The organism is Pseudoduganella umbonata, from assembly GCF_014192225.1.
GTDB classification, from domain to species: Bacteria; Pseudomonadota; Gammaproteobacteria; order Burkholderiales; family Burkholderiaceae_D; genus Rugamonas; species Rugamonas umbonata.
Map to the genome: position 1 here is coordinate 469,392 of NZ_JACHXS010000002.1, position 16,467 is coordinate 485,858.

The window sequence follows — 16,467 nt, forward strand, 5'->3', positions numbered from 1 at the left end:
ACCGGTGTCCGACACCTGAAGGTGTCCGACACCAGCGGCTCAAGCTTTGGGGCTTGGCTCCCAGCTCTGGCAACTCTACCGGGCCGGTGTTTTTTCGTCGTTGTCGGTCGAGAAATCGAGCTGCGGCGGGGCGTCGTCCGCGGGGGCGCCGTAGTCGGCGGGCGCGTCGATCTTCAGCTCGACCTCTTCGGTCATGTCGGTGCGCGTTTCGACGGAGACCAGTGTCGGGAACGCGATGATCAGCGCCACCATCACCACCTGGATGCAGACGAACGGGATGGCGCCCCAGTAGATGTCCGACGTTTTCACCGCCTTCGGCGCCACCGAGCGCAGGTAGAACAGTGCGAAGCCGAACGGCGGGTGCATGAACGAGGTCTGCATGTTCACGCCCAGCAGCACGCCGAACCAGATCAGGTCGATGCCGAGCTTCTCCGCCACCGGGCCCACCAGCGGCACCAGGATGAAGGCCAGCTCGAAGAAGTCGAGGAAGAACGCCAGCACGAAGAACAGGATGTTCACGGCGATCAGGAAGCCGGTCGAGCCGCCCGGCAGGCTGGTCAGCAGGTGCTCGACCCACAGGTCGCCGTTCACGCCGCGGAACACCAGCGCGAACACGGTCGAGCCGATCAGGATGAAGATCACGAAGCACGACAGCCGCGTGGTCGACATCAGCGCCTGCGTCAGCAGCGGCCAGGTCAGCCGCCGGTTCATCAGCGCCAGCGCGAGGGCGCCCACGGCGCCCATGCCGCCGCCCTCGGTCGGCGTGGCCAGGCCGATGAAGATGGTGCCCAGCACGAGGAAGATCAGCGCCAGCGGCGGGATCAGCACGAACACCACCTTCTCGGCCATGCGCGACAGCAGTCCCAGCTTCAGGTAGCGGTTGGCCAGCGCGAACAGGAATGCACCGACGATGCCCAGCGCGGCGGCGAAGATGCCCACTTCGTCGCGGTGGGCGTCCGGATGGCGCGCTTCATACCACCAGGCGAAGGCGTACGATACCGCCGCCGTGACCACGAGCAGCACCAGCAGCGAGCGCACGCCCGAGTCGCCGTTCGGTTCGCGCAGGTTGCGCGCTTCCAGCGGCAGCGCCGGCGCCTTGTGCGGCTGGAAAATCGCGATCGCCATCACATAGCCGGCGTACATCGCCGTCAGCAGCAGGCCAGGGCCGAATGCGGCCTTGTACATGTCGCCCACCGAGCGGCCCAGCTGGTCGGCCATCACGATCAGCACCAGCGACGGCGGGATGATCTGCGCCAGCGTGCCGGAAGCGGCGATCACGCCCGACGCCAGCCGCTTGTCGTACCCATAGCGCAGCATTACCGGCAGCGAGATCAGCCCCATCGAGATCACCGAGGCGGCCACCACGCCGGTGGTGGCCGCCAGCAGCGCGCCGACGAAGATGACCGCGAAGGCGACGCCGCCGCGGATCGGCCCGAACAGCTGGCCGATCGTGTCGAGCAGGTCCTCGGCCATGCCGGAGCGTTCCAGGATCAGTCCCATCAGCGTGAAGAAGGGGATGGCCAGCAGCGTGTCGTTGGCCATGATGCCGAAGATCCGGTTCGGCAGCGCCTGCAGCAGTTCCGGCTTCAGCAGGCCCAGCTCGATGCCCACCAGGCCGAAGAACAGGCCGTTGGCTGCCAGCGCGAAGGCCACCGGGAAGCCGCACAGCAGGAACAGCACGAGGGTGCCGAACATGATCGGCGCGATGTTGGCGATGATGAATGCTTCCATGTGCCGTGGCTCCTCAGTCGATCCGGTTGGCTTGCTTGATCGCTTCGATCTCCTGCTGCGGCGTGGGCGCCTGCTTCGTGAACGCGCTCTCGTCGAGCCGTCCGCGCAGGTATTCGATGCGCTTGATGATTTCGGAAAGTCCCTGCAGGATCATCAGCGCGAAGCCGAGCGGCACGAGGATCTTCGCCGGCCACACGATCAGGCCGCCGGAGTTGCTGGACATCTCGGCGCTGCGCAGCGATTCCATTCCGAACGGGATGCCGTAATACAGGATCACGCAGCAGATGGGCAGCAGGAAGAGGAAGAAGCCGAACAGGTCGATCCAGACCTGGGTGCGGCGCGGGAAGCGGCCGACGATCACGTCGATGCGAACGTGCTCGTCGCGGCGCAGCGTGTGGGGAGCCGCAAGCATGAAGACCGCGGCGAACAGGTACCACTGGATTTCCAGCCATGCATTGGAGCTGGCGTTCAAGGAATAGCGGATCAGCGCGTTGGCCGCGCAGACCAGCACCGCGGCCAGCAGCCCCCACGCCACCACCGCCGCGATCCTGTCGTTCAGTCCATCGATTGCCCGTGATATTGCCATCAACATCGTTGTCTCCTCTGCTTCCTTGAAGTGGGCGCTGCTCTGGCGCCCGGATCGCGTGGGTGATGCGGTGACGGGGTCGATGGCTTACATGGCGGTGGCTCCTGTGTTGTGTCGGACCAGTGGCGGGGCGTTTATGCGCCCAGCTGGGCGCGCACGCGGGCAATCGCGGCGCGCACCTGGTTCGGCGCGGTGCCGCCCACGTGGTCGCGCGCGGCCACCGAGCCTTCCAGCGTCAGCACCTCGAAGACGTCCTCGCCGACCAGCGGCGAGAAGGCGCGCAGCTGGTCCAGCGACAGGTCGGCCAGGTCGCAGTTCGCATCCACGCAGGTGCGCACGGCATGCGCCACGGCTTCGTGCGCGTCGCGGAACGGCAGGCCCTTCTTGACCAGGTAGTCGGCCAGGTCGGTCGCGGTGGCGTAACCCTGCAGCGCGGCGGCGCGCATCGCTTCCGGCTTGACGGTGATGCCGCCGGCCATGTCGGCGAAGATGCGCAGCGTGTCGACCACGGTGTCCACGGTGTCGAACAGCGGTTCCTTGTCTTCCTGGTTGTCCTTGTTGTAGGCCAGCGGCTGGCCTTTCATCAGGGTCAGGAGGCCCATCAGGTGGCCGTACACGCGGCCGGTCTTGCCGCGCGCCAGTTCCGGCACGTCCGGGTTCTTCTTTTGCGGCATGATCGACGAGCCGGTGCAGAAGCGGTCGGCGATGTCGATGAAGCCGACCCGCGGGCTCATCCAGATCACCAGTTCTTCCGACATGCGCGACACGTGCGTCATGATCAGCGAGGCGGCGGCCGTGAATTCGATCGCGAAGTCGCGGTCCGACACGGCATCGAGCGAGTTGTGGCATACGTCGTCGAAGCCCAGGCTCTGCGCCACGCGCAGGCGGTCGATCGGGAACGTGGTGCCGGCCAGCGCGGCGGCGCCCAGCGGCAGGCGGTTGACGCGCTTGCGGCAGTCCGCCATGCGCTCGGCGTCGCGGCCGAACATCTCGACGTAGGCCAGCATGTGGTGGCCGAACGTGATCGGCTGCGCCACCTGCATGTGCGTGAAGCCGGGCAGGATGGTGTCGGCGTGCTGCTCGGCCAGGTCCACCAGCGCGCTGCGCAGCTGGGTCAGCAGGCCGGTGATGTCGTCGATGGCGGAACGCACGTACAGGCGGATGTCGGTCGCCACCTGGTCGTTGCGGGAACGGCCCGTGTGCAGGCGCTTGCCCGCATCGCCGGCCAGTTCGGTCAGGCGCTTCTCGATGTTCAGGTGCACGTCTTCCAGGTCCAGCAGCCACTCGAACTGGCCGCCTTCGATCTCGGCGGTGATCTGCGCCATGCCGCTGCGGATCGCGTCCAGGTCGGCGGTGGGGATGATGCCTTGCGCGGCCAGCATTTCAGCGTGGGCCAGCGAGCCTTCGATGTCGGCCTTCCACATGCGCTTGTCGAAGAATACCGAGGCGGTGTAGCGCTTGACGAGATCGGAAACGGGTTCGGAGAAGCGGGCCGACCAGGCCTCGCCTTTTTTGGAGAGTTGTTCAGTCATGATGAGAAGGGTCCAGTAATCCGTCGATTATAGCCAACGTTGGCGCCCTTCCGTCCTTTTGTCGGCCGGTGCTATTGTTGTGTTTTTGACGACAGGAGCCCGTGATGAACAAGTCGATTGCGATGTTCGCGTTGTTGACGGCCATGGCCGGAAGCGCTTTTGCGCAGCAGCCGCCGGCCAAACCTGCCCCGGCGGCTTCCGTTGCGGATGCCGCCAGCGTCGATGCGGTGATCGCCGCGCTGTACGACACCATCTCCGGCCCGGCCGGCAAAGCGCGCGACTGGGACCGCCTGCGCGCATTGTTCCGCGCCGACGGGAAAATGATCGTGCACGGCCGAAGCAAGGAGGGCGTGTTCATCACGCGCGTGCTGTCGGTGGAGGACTATATCGCCCGCGTTACGCCGCTGTTCGCGAAGGAGGGCTTCTTCGAGTCCGAACTGGCGCGCAGGACCGAGCAGTTCGGCCAGATCGCCCACGTGTTTTCCACGTATGAATCGCGCCATGCGAAGGAGGAGGCGAAACCCTTCCAGCGCGGGATCAACAGCATCCAGCTGGTCAACGATGGCCGGCGCTGGTGGGTGCAGTCCCTGGTATGGCAGGCCGAAACGGATGGCAATCCGCTGCCGGAGCGCTACCTGGGAGGCCGATGAATGGAATTCACGGTCGATACGGACAAGGCGCGGCTGGACGTGGCGCGCATCCACCGCTACCTCGGCGAGGAGTCGACGTGGGCCCTCGGCATTCCGCGTGAGACGGTCGATCGCGCAATCGCGCATTCGCTCTGTTTCGGCGGCTACGTGGGCGGCGCACAGGCGGCGTTCGCGCGGGTGGTCACCGACCAGGCCACGTTCGCCTACCTGCTGGACGTGTTCGTACTGCCCGAATACCAGGGCCGTGGCTACGGCACGCGGCTGATGGACGCCGTGATGGCGCACCCGGGCTTGCAGGGCCTGCGCAAGTTCATGCTCACCACCACGACCGCCGCGCCCCTGTATGCCCGCTACGGCTTCACGCCGCCGGCCATGCCCGAAGCGCTGATGGAGCGCGCTTTCGCGGACATGTACCGCCAGCCGCGGGATCGCTGAGAGTCGTTTGTGGATCACGCCGTCCCTGGCACGCTTGGGTTTTGCCGCCGACCGGCGTACATTGTGGCGCGGTCGCATTTGGGCAAATAACCATCTACGCAGACCGCAATCCGGCGATCGGCACGGATGACGGCAGCGTGGTGGCGCCGAATCGCGTGCCCTCGTATTCGCTGTGGGGCATGTCCGCTGCCTGGCAGGCGAGCCGTGCGCTGAAAGTACGCGCCGGGGTGCAGAATATGTTCGACCGCAGCCCGCCGTATTCGACCAGGCGTACCACTTCCTTTCAGGCTGCGACACGACGTACACGGACCCGCGCGGCCGCCGTTTCCATGCGAGTGTGAATTACGCCTTCAAATAGGGGGAGCCGATGTTCAAGCCGATCTTCGCCACGGCCTTCACCAGGACTGTCACCAGGACTGTCACCAGGACTGCTGTCACCATGCTTGTAACCCTGACCGGCATGACCGCCACGGCGCAGACGCTTGCAACCCCTCCCGAGGAGCCCGGGGAAGCACGGGCGCCCCTGCCGGCCGCCAAGGGGTCCCTGGTCATCATCGGCGGCGGCCTGCGCGCCGACAATGCCGACGTATGGCAGAAGATCGTCAGCCTGGCCGGTGGCAAGGGAGCCCGGATCGCGGTGTTTCCATCGGCATCCGGTACGCCCGAACGTGCCGCCGCGACCAGTATCGCCTACCTGAAGAAGTACGGCGCCGAGCCGTTCGCGGTGCCGGTGGCGCAGCGGCTGGCCAACAGCGATTACCGCAAGGCGGCGGACGACGCGGCGCTGGCGGAAAAGATCCGCAAGGCCGATGGCGTGTATTTCGCCGGCGGCGACCAGGCGCGCATCACGCAGGCGCTGATCCGCGAGAACGGCACGCGCACGCGGGCGCTGGAGGCGATCTGGGACCTGTACCGCCGCGGCGGCGTGGTGGCCGGCACCAGCGCCGGCGCGGCCATCATGAGCAGCACGATGTTCTACCGGCCCGACGCGATCCTGGCGATGCTGCGCGGCGGCGTGCGCGACGGGCAGGAAATCGCCCCCGGCCTGGGCTTCATCGGCGACGACGTGTTCGTCGACCAGCACCTGCTGGTGCGCGGCCGCTTCGCGCGGATGATCCCCGTCATGCTGGCCAAGAACTACAAGCTGGGCCTGGGAGTGGACGAGGACAGCGCGATGGTCATCAACGCCCAGCGCGAAGTGGAAGTCATCGGCTATACGGGAGCGCTGCTGATGGACCTGTCGCTGGCGGTGACGGACACCAGCAAGCCCGATTTCAACGTCAGCAACGTGCGCATCAGCTACCTCGACCGGGGCGACAAGTTCAACATCATCACGCAAAGCTACACGCCGTCGCCCGACAAGGCCGGCGGCCGGATCGACCCGGCGCGCACCGCGCTGCGCGGCCCCGTGTTCAGCAACGACATCCTCGGCAACAACGCCGTCGTCAACATCATGGAACGGCTGATCGACAGCGACCAGAACGAAGCGATCGGCATCGCCAGCGGCAATCCCCGTTCCACGGCCCCGGAAGTGGGCTTCGAGTTCCGCTTCACCAAGACGCCGGAAACGGTCGGCTATATCTCCAGCACCGTCGAGGCGTATTCGGTGCTCAACGTGCGGCTCGACATCCGGCCGATCGATATACCCCGCCCGCTCTATAAATACCGCTGAGAGCCGCCAACACAAGCCCCATGGCTGCGTTGCATCGTCTTGCCGTACTAAAGTACTGTCTTCGACGATGCGCCTTGCCCTGGGCTTGTGTTGGCGTCTCGGGGATAGCGTCTCGGGGGTATGGATGAGCATGAAATAATAAATTTAAAATAATTGAATCCGCCCGGCGCGCCGGTGCGTATAAGGCCACGCTGTCTCCACAAATCATAAAGGGGAATATCGTGGCCAACCTGATTCAACGTTCGTTACCCGCAGCACTGCCGTTCGCACTCGCGCTGATGTCCTTGCCGGCGCAGGCATCGAGTCACCGCGAAGCACCGTTCATTGCCGGCATGCCGCGCGCCGATGCGACGGATTTCTACATGTTCCGCAGCTACGAGCCCGGCCGCGAGAAATTCGTGACGCTGGTGGCCAACTACCTGCCGCTGCAGGATGCCTACGGCGGGCCGAATTATTTCCAGCTCGATCCCAACGCGCTGTACGAGATCCACCTCGACAACAACGGCGACGCCAAGGAAGACATCACGTTCCAGTTCCGCTTTGCCAGCACCAACAACAATGATGCGTTCGTGGTGGGTGGCAAGAAAGTGCCGATCCCGCTGATCATCAATGGCGGAGCGATCAACGATGTCAATCCGCCGGGGCTGAACGTGCGCGAAACCTATACGGTGGCCGTGGTGCGGGGCGACCGCCGTACCGGCCCGCGCGAGCGCCTTGCCAACCCCAGCGGCGCGAAGATGTTCGACAAGCCGGTCGACAATATCGGCAACAAGGCCATTCCCGACTACGCCGGCTATGCGGCGCGGCACATTTATGACGTGACGATCCCGGGCTGCGATACGCCGGCGCGGGTGTTCGTGGGCCAGCGCAAGGATCCGTTCGCCGTCAACCTGGGCGAAACGTTCGACCTGGTCAACTACAAGTCGCCGGCGGTGGAATTCGACGCGAACGCCGAACGCAGCGCGCGCGACGATCTCGCCGACAAGAACGTGACGACGATCGCGATGGAAGTGGCGGCCAGCTGCCTGGTGGCGCCGGGCGGTGCCGATCCCGTCATCGGCGGCTGGACCACGGCCAGCGTGCCGCAGGGGCGGCTGATCAATCCGGTGCCGAACAACACCAACACTTCCGCCAAGGAGGGCGGCGCGTGGACGCAGGTGTCGCGCCTGGGCATGCCGCTGGTGAACGAGGTGGTGATCGGGCTGAAGGACAAGGACCGCTTCAACCACAGCCGCCCCAGCGGCGACACGCAGTTCCTCACCTATGTCACCAATCCCACCTTGCCCGCGCTGGTGGAAACGCTGTTCGCGAGTGCCGGCGTGAAAGCGCCCACCAACTTCCCCCGCAATGACCTGGTGACCGTGTTCCTGACGGGCGTGCCGGGCCTGAACCAGCCGGCCAAGGTGACACCTTCCGAGATGCTGCGGCTGAACACGGCGATTGCCGCGCTGCCGAAAGGCGCGCAAAAGCGGCTTGGCGTGATCGATGGCGACAACGCCGGCTTCCCGAACGGCCGCCGGCCCGGCGACGACGTGGTCGATATCGAACTGCGCGTGGCGATGGGCAAGCTGTGCACGCTGAACCTGGGCTGTGCGCCGGCCAATGCGCCATCCGGCGCGATCCGGTTCACCGATGGCGCCTACCTGGATGCCGCCGCGTTCGACGATGAGTTCCCCTACCTGACCACGCCGATCCCGGGTTCGCCGCAATCGGTCGCGTCGCGCCGGTAAGGAGACCATCATGAAAACGGCTTGTTTCGTTGCGGCCCTGCTGCTTGCCGGTTGCGGCGGGGGCGGCGGCGGTGATTCGTTCGCCGGCGGCGGCGCGGCCGGTCCCGCTCCGGCACCGCCTCCTGTGGCGATGGGCGATGCGTTTTTCGCCGGCGTGCAGGCGCTGCTGGGGCGCGAGGCCGATGGCGAACCGGTGGCGGTCGACGGCGAGGGCGCCCCGGCCGAAGGCCTGGAACCGCAGGAGCTGAAGTGAGCCGGGGCGCGCCGTGAAACGCATGCTCGCCACCGCGGCGCTGGCGCTGCTGCCCCTGATGCAGGGGGCGGCGGCGCCGCGCACGCCGGCTTCCGGCACCGAAGTGATTGCCGAACTGCCGCGGCAGGACGACGGCCTGCGCGCATTGCGGGCCGCGGTGCAGGAGGCGCCGCGCGATCCGGTGCCGGCACTGGCGCTGGCCCGGCGCTATGTGGCGCTGGGCCGCGCCAGCGCCGATCCGCGCTACTACGGGCAGGCCCAGGCGGTGCTGGCGCCGTGGTGGGACCGGCCCGATGCGCCGAACGGCGTGCGGCTGCTGCGCGCCACGCTGCTGCAGAATGGCCACCGCTTCACCGAGGCGCAGGCAGAGCTGCGCCGCATTGTCGCCAGCGAGCCGCGCGCCGTCCAAGCCTGGCTGACGCTGGCGACGGTGCAGGCGGTGCAGGGCGACTCCACCGCTGCCATCGCCAGCTGCGGCCGGGTGTCGTCGCTGACGGGCCAGCTGGAGACGTTTGCCTGCCTGGCCGTGGCCGGCGCCAATACCGCCCGGATGCGCGGCGCCGAACAGCTGCTCGCACTCGGTCTCGAGCGCGAAGGCGATGCCGCGCCGGACATCCGGACGTGGGCGCTGACCATGCTGGCCGAATTCGCCGCGCGGCGGGGCGACGCGCCGGTGGCGCAACAGCGCTTCGTCGCCGCCTTGCGCGGGGCACCGTCGGACAGCTACCTGCTGGGCGCCTACGCCGACTTCCTGCTGGACCAGGGGCGCGCGGCCGACGTGCCGGCGCTGCTGCGCGGGCATCACCGCAACGACGCGCTGCTGCTGCGGCATGCGCTGGCACTGCACGCGCTCGGCAGGCAGGATGCGCTGGCGCCGGTGCGGGCCGAGCTGCAGGCGCGGTTCGATGCCGCGGCGCTGCGCGGCGACGCGGTGCACCTGCGCGAACAGGCCCGCTTCACGCTGCACCTGCGCGGCGATGCCCGTGCCGCGCTGGCGCTCGCGCAACGCAACTGGCAGGTGCAGAAGGAGCTGGCCGACACCCGCCTGCTGCTCGAGGCGGGCCTGGCGGCACGCGACCGGACGGCGCTGCAGCCGGTGCTGCGCTGGATCCGCGAGCAGGGACTGCAGGACGTGGTCGTCGCGCGGCTGGCGGAGAAAGCGGCATGAAAGCGCTGTTCGCCCTGTGCGCCCTGTGCCTGTCCCTGCTGGCACCGCCTGCCTTCGCGCACAAGCCCAGCGACAGCTACCTGGTGCTGCGCGTGGATGGCGTCCGCATCGAAGGGCACTGGGACATCGCGCTGCGCGACCTCGACATGGCACTGGGCCTCGATGGCGACGGCGATGGCCGGCTGACGTGGAACGAGCTGCGCGCCCGGCATGGCGCGATCGAGGCCTACGCGCTTTCCCGGCTGAGCATCGCCGCCGGCGGTGCGCCGTGCGTGCTGGCCGCCGGCCCCCAGCAGGTCGACGAGCACACCGACGGCGCCTACACGGTGCTGCCGCTGAGCGGCACCTGCGCCGGCAAGCCGAAAGCACTGACCGTCGCATACCGCCTGTTCGGCGATGTCGATGCCCAGCACCGCGGCCTGCTGCGCATCGGCGAAGGCGAAACGGCGCGCACCGCCATCCTCGGTGGCGAGCGGCCGGTGCAGACGGTACCGCTGGGGCAGGAAAACGCGGCCAGCCAGGCATTGCGCCAGTTCTTCGCCTACGTACGGCACGGTGCCTGGCATATCTGGATCGGCTACGACCACGTGCTGTTCCTCGTCTCGCTGCTGCTGCCGGCCGTGCTGGTGCGGCGCGCCGGCACCTGGCAGCACGTGCCGGCGTTCCGCGCCGCCGCCACCGACGTGCTGAAAACGGTGACCGCCTTCACGCTGGCGCATTCGCTGACGCTGGCGCTGGCCGCGCTGGGCGTGGTGGCGCCACCGTCGCGCTGGGTCGAGTCGGCGATTGCCGCTTCCGTTGTCGTGGCGGCCCTGAACAATGTGTGGCCCGTGATTCCGGGGCCGCGCTGGGCGGCGGCATTGCTGTTCGGCCTGGTGCACGGCTTCGGTTTTGCCGGCGTGCTGGCTGGGCTGGGCCTGGAGCGCGGCGCGCTCACGGTGTCGTTGGTCGGCTTCAACCTCGGCGTCGAGCTGGGCCAGCTGGCGATCGTCGCCGTGGTCCTGCCACTGGCTTTTGCACTGCGCGGTACGCATGCCTACCGCCGTGTGCTGCTGCCGGCCGGCTCGCTGGCGATCGCCATGATCGGCGCGATCTGGCTGGGCGAGCGGGCCTTCGATGTCAGTGCCACCGACGTCCTTGCAGCGAATTTCTTCTCACCGGGGGCCTGACCATGCTGCGTACCGTTTTCGTCGCGGGGAGCCTGCTCGCTGCGGCATCCTGCGCGGCGTCCGATCCCGGCATGGCCGTTGTCCAGGTTACCGGCCAGCGCGAGACGGCAACCGATGCCGCCAGCGCCGGCAGCGTCGGCGCGGCGGAAATCGCGGCCCGCCCGCTGCTGCGCACCGGCGAGCTGCTCGAATTCGTGCCGGGGCTCGCCGTCACCCAGCACAGCGGCGACGGCAAGGCCAACCAGTATTTCCTGCGCGGGTTCAACCTCGACCACGGTACCGATTTCGCCACCTTCGTCGACGGCATGCCCGTCAACATGCGCAGCCATGCGCACGGCCAGGGCTACTCGGACCTGAATTTCGTGATCCCGGAACTGGTGCGGCGCATCGACTACCGCAAGGGGCCGTATGCCGCGGGCGACGGCGATTTCGCGTCCGCCGGCAGCGCCCGCATGGTACTGGCCGACGCCGTGCCGGATACCGCCAGCATCACGGCCGGCCCGCATGGCTACCGGCGCGCACTGCTGGCCGGCACCAGGGACGGACTGCTGTATGGCCTCGATATCCAGCGCAACGACGGGCCATGGACGGTACCCGAAGACGTGCGCCGGATGTCGGGCGTGCTGCGCTGGAGCGGTGGGGACAGGGACGATGGCTGGCACATGACAGCCATGGCCTACCGCAACCGCTGGCAGGCGACGGACCAGATCCCACTGCGCGCCGTGGCGCAGCTGGGCCGTTTCGGCAGCCTCGACGCCAGCGACGGCGGCCGTGCCTCGCGCTACAGCGTGTCCGCCGGGCGCCACGGCCCGTGGAGCGGCGGCCGCGTCGAACTGAACGCCTGGGCGGTGCGCTCGAGCCTCGACCTGTACAGCAATTTCACCTATGCGCTGGACCGGCCCGAGGATGGCGACCAGTTCCGCCAGAGCGAGCGGCGCATGATGCTGGGAGCCGATGCGCAGTATGCGTGGCGCGGCACGCTCGCCGGACTGGAACTGGACAACCGCGCCGGCGTGCAGGTGCGCAGCGACCGGCTGTCGCCTGTCGGGTTGTATACGACCGTGATGCGCCGCACCACGGCCACCGTGCGCGAGGACCGCGTGCGCGAGACCAGTGCCGGCGTGTTCGCGGAAAGCTCGGTGCAGTGGTTGCCGTGGCTGCGCACGGTGGCGGGAGCGCGCGGCGATGCCTACCGCTTCGACGTCGACGGGCGCCGTGCCGGCGCCACCATCGCGACACCGAAACTGGCGGTGATCGCCGGGCCGTGGCGCAAGACCGAACTGTTCTTCAACGCCGGACATGGCTTCCACAGCAACGATGCGCGCGGCGTGGTCGATGGCGTCACGCCGCTGGTGCGCACGCGCGGCGTCGAAGCCGGCTTGCGCAGCGAGCTCGCGCCGGGGCTGGAAACGTCGCTGACCGCGTGGCGCCTGGCCAGCGGGTCGGAGCTGGTTTTCGTCGGCGATGCCGGCACCACGGAGCCGAGCCGCGCCAGCCGGCGGCATGGTGTCGAGTGGAACACCCAGCTGGTGCGGGGCCCATGGCGGATCGATCTCGATATGGCCGTCTCGCGGGCCCGCTACACGCAGACGGCGGAAGAGGGCGACCAGGTACCCGGCGCGCTGGAGCGGATGGCGGCGCTGGACGTCAGCCATGCGCCGGCCGGCGGGCGCTGGTCGGCGGGATTTAACGTGCGGCACCTGGGGCCGCGTGCGCTGGTGGAAGACGGCAGCGTGCGCTCGCGCGCGTCCACGCTGGCCGCGGCACGCATCGGCTTCCGGTTCGGCGAGCGCACCCGGCTCACGCTCGACGTGTTCAACCTGCTCGATCGCCGGGCCAGCGACATCGAGTATTACTACGCGTCCCGGCTGCCGGGCGAGGCGCGGGCCGGACTGCCCGCGCGGGACGACGTGCACTTCCACCCCGTCGAACCGCGCACCGCGCGGCTGACGCTCAGCCACGCGTTCTGACGACAGTATCCGTACTACAGCACCCGTATTACAGCACCCGTATTACAGCACTCGTACCCAGGCACCCTTGTACAGCACCGGCCCGGTGGGCGCGTTCGGATTCGGCGAGCCGCCCTTCGGCTCCAGGCTGACGGCCAGCACCGCGACATCCGGCCCCAGTGCCCGGTCGCTGAGCGCGATGGCGGCGCTGCCCCGTTCGTCGAGGATGCCCAGCGAGCGCGGCGTGCCGGCCTGCGTGATGGCCCACAGCTGCAGCGTGCGGTCGCCAGGCACCGGCGTGCCGCTCGTGGCGCGGATGGCGATCACGTTGTTGCGGCGGTCCGCCGTCACCAGCAGCGCGGCGCGGGCAGTGTCGTCCGTCAGCGCGGCAAAGGTGTCGATGCGCGGTGCCGGCTGCTGCACGGCGAGCAGCACCGCCAGGGCCACGGCCGCCGCCGTGGAAGCGCCGGCCAGCATGCGCCACCATTGCAGCGGCTCGCGGTACCACGGCTGCGCCGCGGCGCCGTCCAGGTGCAGCCGCTGGGCAATGCCGCGCCAGACGCGGGGCGGCGGATCCTGCGGCGGCGCGAACTCGGCCAGCGGCACGAGCCGGTCCTGCCACTCGGCCACGCTGCGGCGCAGCGCCGCGTCGTTGTACAGCCAGCCTTCGAAGCGGCGCCGCGCGCCGCCCCGCAGCGTACCGAGCACGTATTCGGCGGCCAGCCGGTCGCACAGTTCCGGGTAGTTGCGGTGGTTCATGGCGCCTCCACGCGTGCCAGGCACGTCTTCAGCTTGTCCAGCCCGCGGCGTATCCATGTCTTGACCGTGCCGAGCGGCAGTGCCAGCTGCTGCGCCACTTGGCCGTGCGTGAGGTCATGGAAGAAGGCCAGGCCGATGGCCTGCTGGTGGCGGCGTTCCAGCGTGGCCAGGCAGCGTGCCAGCGCCTGCGCCTGGGCCGAGCGCTGCAGCGCGTCCTCCGGGCCGGGACCCGGCGTGGCCAGCGCGGCGACGATGTCGCTGTCGAAACCTTCCGCATCGATTTCCAGCGGCTGATCCTGGCGGCGCCGGATGTCGTGCGCCTTGTTGCGCACGATGGTCGCCATCCACGTCATCGGCGCGGCCAGCGTGGCCTGGTAGGTGGCGGCGGCATGCCAGATCGCCACGTAGCCATCCTGCAGCGCCTCCTCGGCCAGTTCGCGCTTGTGCAGGATGCGCAGGGCAAAGCCGAACAGCCTTGGCGCCGTGGCGTCATACAGCGTGCGGAAGGCCTGCGCATCGCGGCGGGCGGCGGCCAGCAGCAGGCCGTGCAATTGTTCCGGATCGTGGGGGGTGTCGTAGGGCACGGGGCTCGGTCGCTGTCGGATAGTCACTGCAGGTTATCCTGCTTTGTCCGGCCGGGCAAGAACGCCGGTGCCTTGGTTACAATGGCCGCCACATTCGTTCACTGGAGCTTCTATGCGCGCGTTATCCCTCGCCGGCCTGGCCTGCCTCGCATGCGCCGGCACCGCCCTTGCCGCCCAACCCGCCACCGTGCGCCTCGACTACATCCACAGCGGCAATGCGCTGTCGGAGCACTATGCGATGGACCGCGTGGTGATCGAACCGCTGCCGTGGCCGGGCGACATGACGCGCACGCTGGACGATACCGACCGCGGCATCAACAAGGTCGAAGTGGTCGATGCGAAGACGGGCCGGCTGCTGTATTCGCGCGGCTTCTCCACCGTGTTCGGCGAGTGGAAGACGACCGACGAGGCGGCGAAGGCGACCCGCGCGTTCGGCGAATCGGTGCGCTTTCCCAAGCCCGACGCCCCGGTCAAGGTGCGCATCCTGAAGCGGGACGAGCGCAACCAGTTCTCGATCGTGTGGACGGCGGAGGTCGACACCGATGCGCTCGACGTGGTGCGCAGGCAGCCGCCGGCGCCGGCCAGGCCGGTCCCGATCCGGGTCAGCGGGGCGTCGCCGCAAAAGGTCGACTTGCTGATCCTCGGCGACGGTTATACGCGCGCCGAGCTGAAAAAGTTCGAGCAGACCGCGAAGCGGCTGGCCGACTACCTGTTTACCGTGTCGCCGTTCAAGGAGCGCGCGCAGGACTTCAACGTGTGGGGCCTGGCCGTGCCGACGGAGGAATCGGGCGTCAGCCGGCCGTCGACCGACACGCACCATGCGTCCGCGCTGAACACGCGCTACGACATCTTCGGCAGCGAGCGCTATGTGCTGACCACGGATAACCGCGCGCTGCGCGACATCGCCCAGCATGCGCCGTACGAATTCATTGAAATCCTCGTCAACAACGATACCTACGGCGGCGGCGGCATCTATGGCCAGTTCAGCACCGCGGCGGCGAACAACGACTGGGCCAACTACCTGTTCGTGCACGAATTCGGCCACCACTTCGCCGGGCTGGCGGACGAGTACTACACGTCGCCCGTGGCCTACCAGGCCAGCGCCGGGCGGCCGGAACCGTGGGAGCCGAACGTGACGGCACTGCACGATCCGGCCAATGTGAAGTGGCGCCACTTCGTCAAGCCGGGCACGCCGCTGCCGACGCCATGGCCGAAGGACGAATACGAAGCCCACTCGCGCGAGTACCAGAAGGTGCGCGCGCAGCTGCGCAAGGACAACCGGCCGGAAGCCGAGATGAGCAAGCTGTTCGCCGACGATCTCGCGTGGACGGGCCGCCTGTTCTCGAAGGCCCCGCACGCGCACGCGGTGGGCGCGTTCGAAGGCGCGAACTACGAGGCCAAGGGTTACTACCGCTCGCAGCAGCAATGCCTGATGTTCGACCGCAGCGAAGCGTTCTGCGCCGTGTGCGCGGAGGCGGTCGGCCAGACCATCGACCTGTACTCGCGGCCGGCAAGAAAGTAAGAAAGATAACAAAATGTTACTAGGTTCGATACCGCACAGTGGATGGCGGCTGGAAACTTTATTCTGATCACGTGACAGAACGAAACGCATCCAGATACGTAGTCAATTAAAACCACTTGAAAGGTGTCAATCATGAACAAACTGCTCGCAACCCTGATCGCCGGCGTCTTTGCAACCTCTGCCTACGCCCAGTCGAACGACGTGGCCAAGGCCCAGACCGAAGCCCAGCAAGACATCGCCAAGGCACAGCAGAAACAAGCCAAGAAAGTGGCCAACGCGGATGAAGACGTAGCGAAAGCCCAGGCCAAGGCCAACGAGAAAGTGGCCAAGGCCCAGGAGAAAGCCAACAAGGAACACCTGAAGGCCGGTGAAAAAGTCGCCGATGCCGATCCGGAAGACCGCCTGAAGGCCGAAGCCAAGGCCGACAAGAAGATCGCCGCCGCCGATGCAACGGCCGCCAAGAAAATCGCCAAGGCCGATGCCAAGGTAGCCGAGGAAGTGGCGGAAGCCGACAAGGAAAAAGCGCTGGCCGCCGCCAAGACGAACGAAGCCATCGCCAAGGCCAATGCCGACGTGAAGAAGGAAGCCGCCAAGCACTAAGCCGACAGCGGAGCAATGAACGGCTGGGGCCGTGTTCGAAAGAGCACGGCCCCAGCCGTTTTGCCGTTCAGTTTGCGGCACGCGATGTAGCCAGAGGCAGCAGCGCCCTGGTGTCGGACACCGGTCT

At 67.7% G+C, this 16,467-nt stretch carries 15 protein-coding genes; 10 read left to right on the plus strand and 5 right to left on the minus strand.

The window, feature by feature from the left end; all coding sequences use genetic code 11:
- Positions 1–75: 75 nt before the first annotated feature.
- The 3 genes from FHS02_RS07100 to argH form a co-directional block, all read right to left on the minus strand.
- Positions 76–1,731: a TRAP transporter large permease gene (locus FHS02_RS07100; protein WP_137314711.1), complete on the minus strand. Its 1,656-nt coding sequence runs from the start codon at positions 1,729–1,731 to the stop codon at positions 76–78.
- A 13-nt stretch (positions 1,732–1,744) separates the two neighbouring features.
- Positions 1,745–2,317: a TRAP transporter small permease subunit gene (locus tag FHS02_RS07105; protein ID WP_137317517.1), complete on the minus strand. Its 573-nt coding sequence runs from the start codon at positions 2,315–2,317 to the stop codon at positions 1,745–1,747.
- Between the two features lie 134 nt (positions 2,318–2,451).
- On the minus strand, positions 2,452–3,849 hold the full coding sequence (argH, locus tag FHS02_RS07110; RefSeq protein ID WP_137314710.1) for an argininosuccinate lyase: 1,398 nt from the start codon (positions 3,847–3,849) through the stop codon (positions 2,452–2,454).
- Positions 3,850–3,953: 104 nt separating this feature from the next.
- Here argH and FHS02_RS07115 point away from each other — a divergent pair, with 104 nt between their 5' ends.
- From FHS02_RS07115 to FHS02_RS07155, 8 genes are all read left to right on the plus strand, one after another.
- Positions 3,954–4,499, plus strand: coding sequence for a hypothetical protein (locus FHS02_RS07115; RefSeq protein WP_175424838.1), 546 nt, complete (start codon positions 3,954–3,956; stop codon positions 4,497–4,499).
- Complete coding sequence (locus FHS02_RS07120; protein ID WP_137314709.1) at positions 4,500–4,934, plus strand: GNAT family N-acetyltransferase; 435 nt, start codon at positions 4,500–4,502, stop codon at positions 4,932–4,934. It abuts the gene before it with no gap.
- A gap of 439 nt (positions 4,935–5,373) precedes the next feature.
- On the plus strand, positions 5,374–6,606 hold the full coding sequence (locus tag FHS02_RS07130; protein WP_229430033.1) for a cyanophycinase: 1,233 nt from the start codon (positions 5,374–5,376) through the stop codon (positions 6,604–6,606).
- Between the two features lie 278 nt (positions 6,607–6,884).
- A complete protein-coding gene (locus FHS02_RS07135; RefSeq protein WP_137317513.1) occupies positions 6,885–8,336 on the plus strand; it encodes a DUF4331 domain-containing protein in 1,452 nt (483 codons plus the stop codon).
- A gap of 10 nt (positions 8,337–8,346) precedes the next feature.
- Positions 8,347–8,589: a hypothetical protein gene (locus FHS02_RS31200; RefSeq protein WP_217496834.1), complete on the plus strand. Its 243-nt coding sequence runs from the start codon at positions 8,347–8,349 to the stop codon at positions 8,587–8,589.
- Positions 8,590–8,611: 22 nt separating this feature from the next.
- A complete protein-coding gene (locus FHS02_RS07145) occupies positions 8,612–9,757 on the plus strand; it encodes a tetratricopeptide repeat protein (RefSeq protein ID WP_137317512.1) in 1,146 nt (381 codons plus the stop codon).
- A complete protein-coding gene (locus FHS02_RS07150) occupies positions 9,754–10,926 on the plus strand; it encodes a HupE/UreJ family protein (protein ID WP_137314708.1) in 1,173 nt (390 codons plus the stop codon). The genes FHS02_RS07145 and FHS02_RS07150 overlap by 4 nt, the downstream gene beginning before the upstream one ends.
- 2 nt (positions 10,927–10,928) lie before the next feature.
- Positions 10,929–12,896, plus strand: coding sequence for a TonB-dependent receptor (locus tag FHS02_RS07155; RefSeq protein WP_137314707.1), 1,968 nt, complete (start codon positions 10,929–10,931; stop codon positions 12,894–12,896).
- Positions 12,897–12,938: 42 nt separating this feature from the next.
- On the opposite strand, the gene FHS02_RS07160 is transcribed toward FHS02_RS07155, so the two are convergent.
- Positions 12,939–13,634 carry an anti-sigma factor gene (locus FHS02_RS07160; RefSeq protein ID WP_137314706.1) on the minus strand — a complete coding sequence of 232 codons (696 nt, stop codon included), beginning with the start codon at positions 13,632–13,634 and terminating at the stop codon, positions 12,939–12,941.
- Positions 13,631–14,218 carry a sigma-70 family RNA polymerase sigma factor gene (locus FHS02_RS07165; protein WP_229422235.1) on the minus strand — a complete coding sequence of 196 codons (588 nt, stop codon included), beginning with the start codon at positions 14,216–14,218 and terminating at the stop codon, positions 13,631–13,633. The genes FHS02_RS07160 and FHS02_RS07165 overlap by 4 nt, the downstream gene beginning before the upstream one ends.
- Before the next feature lie 112 nt (positions 14,219–14,330).
- On the opposite strand from FHS02_RS07165, the gene FHS02_RS07170 reads away from it, so the two are divergent.
- Both FHS02_RS07170 and FHS02_RS07175 read left to right on the plus strand, forming a co-directional pair.
- Positions 14,331–15,740: an IgA Peptidase M64 gene (locus FHS02_RS07170; RefSeq protein ID WP_137314705.1), complete on the plus strand. Its 1,410-nt coding sequence runs from the start codon at positions 14,331–14,333 to the stop codon at positions 15,738–15,740.
- 132 nt (positions 15,741–15,872) lie between these two features.
- A complete protein-coding gene (locus FHS02_RS07175; protein WP_137314704.1) occupies positions 15,873–16,340 on the plus strand; it encodes a hypothetical protein in 468 nt (155 codons plus the stop codon).
- Positions 16,341–16,467 lie beyond the last annotated feature (127 nt).

What these genes read in the sequence shown, in the direction of transcription:
- FHS02_RS07105 (WP_137317517.1), bottom strand. Translation starts at nt 2,317, where the DNA reads ATGGCAATATCACGGGCAATCGATGGACTGAACGACAGGATCGCGGCG.
- FHS02_RS07160 (WP_137314706.1), bottom strand. Translation starts at nt 13,634, where the DNA reads ATGAACCACCGCAACTACCCGGAACTGTGCGACCGGCTGGCCGCCGAA.
- FHS02_RS07145 (WP_137317512.1), top strand. Translation starts at nt 8,612, where the DNA reads ATGCTCGCCACCGCGGCGCTGGCGCTGCTGCCCCTGATGCAGGGGGCG.
- FHS02_RS07130 (WP_229430033.1), top strand. Translation starts at nt 5,374, where the DNA reads ATGCTTGTAACCCTGACCGGCATGACCGCCACGGCGCAGACGCTTGCA.
- FHS02_RS07135 (WP_137317513.1), top strand. Translation starts at nt 6,885, where the DNA reads ATGTCCTTGCCGGCGCAGGCATCGAGTCACCGCGAAGCACCGTTCATT.
- FHS02_RS07120 (WP_137314709.1), top strand. Translation starts at nt 4,500, where the DNA reads ATGGAATTCACGGTCGATACGGACAAGGCGCGGCTGGACGTGGCGCGC.
- FHS02_RS31200 (WP_217496834.1), top strand. Translation starts at nt 8,347, where the DNA reads ATGAAAACGGCTTGTTTCGTTGCGGCCCTGCTGCTTGCCGGTTGCGGC.
- FHS02_RS07175 (WP_137314704.1), top strand. Translation starts at nt 15,873, where the DNA reads ATGAACAAACTGCTCGCAACCCTGATCGCCGGCGTCTTTGCAACCTCT.
- FHS02_RS07155 (WP_137314707.1), top strand. Translation starts at nt 10,929, where the DNA reads ATGCTGCGTACCGTTTTCGTCGCGGGGAGCCTGCTCGCTGCGGCATCC.
- FHS02_RS07170 (WP_137314705.1), top strand. Translation starts at nt 14,331, where the DNA reads ATGCGCGCGTTATCCCTCGCCGGCCTGGCCTGCCTCGCATGCGCCGGC.
- argH (WP_137314710.1), bottom strand. Translation starts at nt 3,849, where the DNA reads ATGACTGAACAACTCTCCAAAAAAGGCGAGGCCTGGTCGGCCCGCTTC.
- FHS02_RS07115 (WP_175424838.1), top strand. Translation starts at nt 3,954, where the DNA reads ATGAACAAGTCGATTGCGATGTTCGCGTTGTTGACGGCCATGGCCGGA.
- FHS02_RS07150 (WP_137314708.1), top strand. Translation starts at nt 9,754, where the DNA reads ATGAAAGCGCTGTTCGCCCTGTGCGCCCTGTGCCTGTCCCTGCTGGCA.
- FHS02_RS07100 (WP_137314711.1), bottom strand. Translation starts at nt 1,731, where the DNA reads ATGGAAGCATTCATCATCGCCAACATCGCGCCGATCATGTTCGGCACC.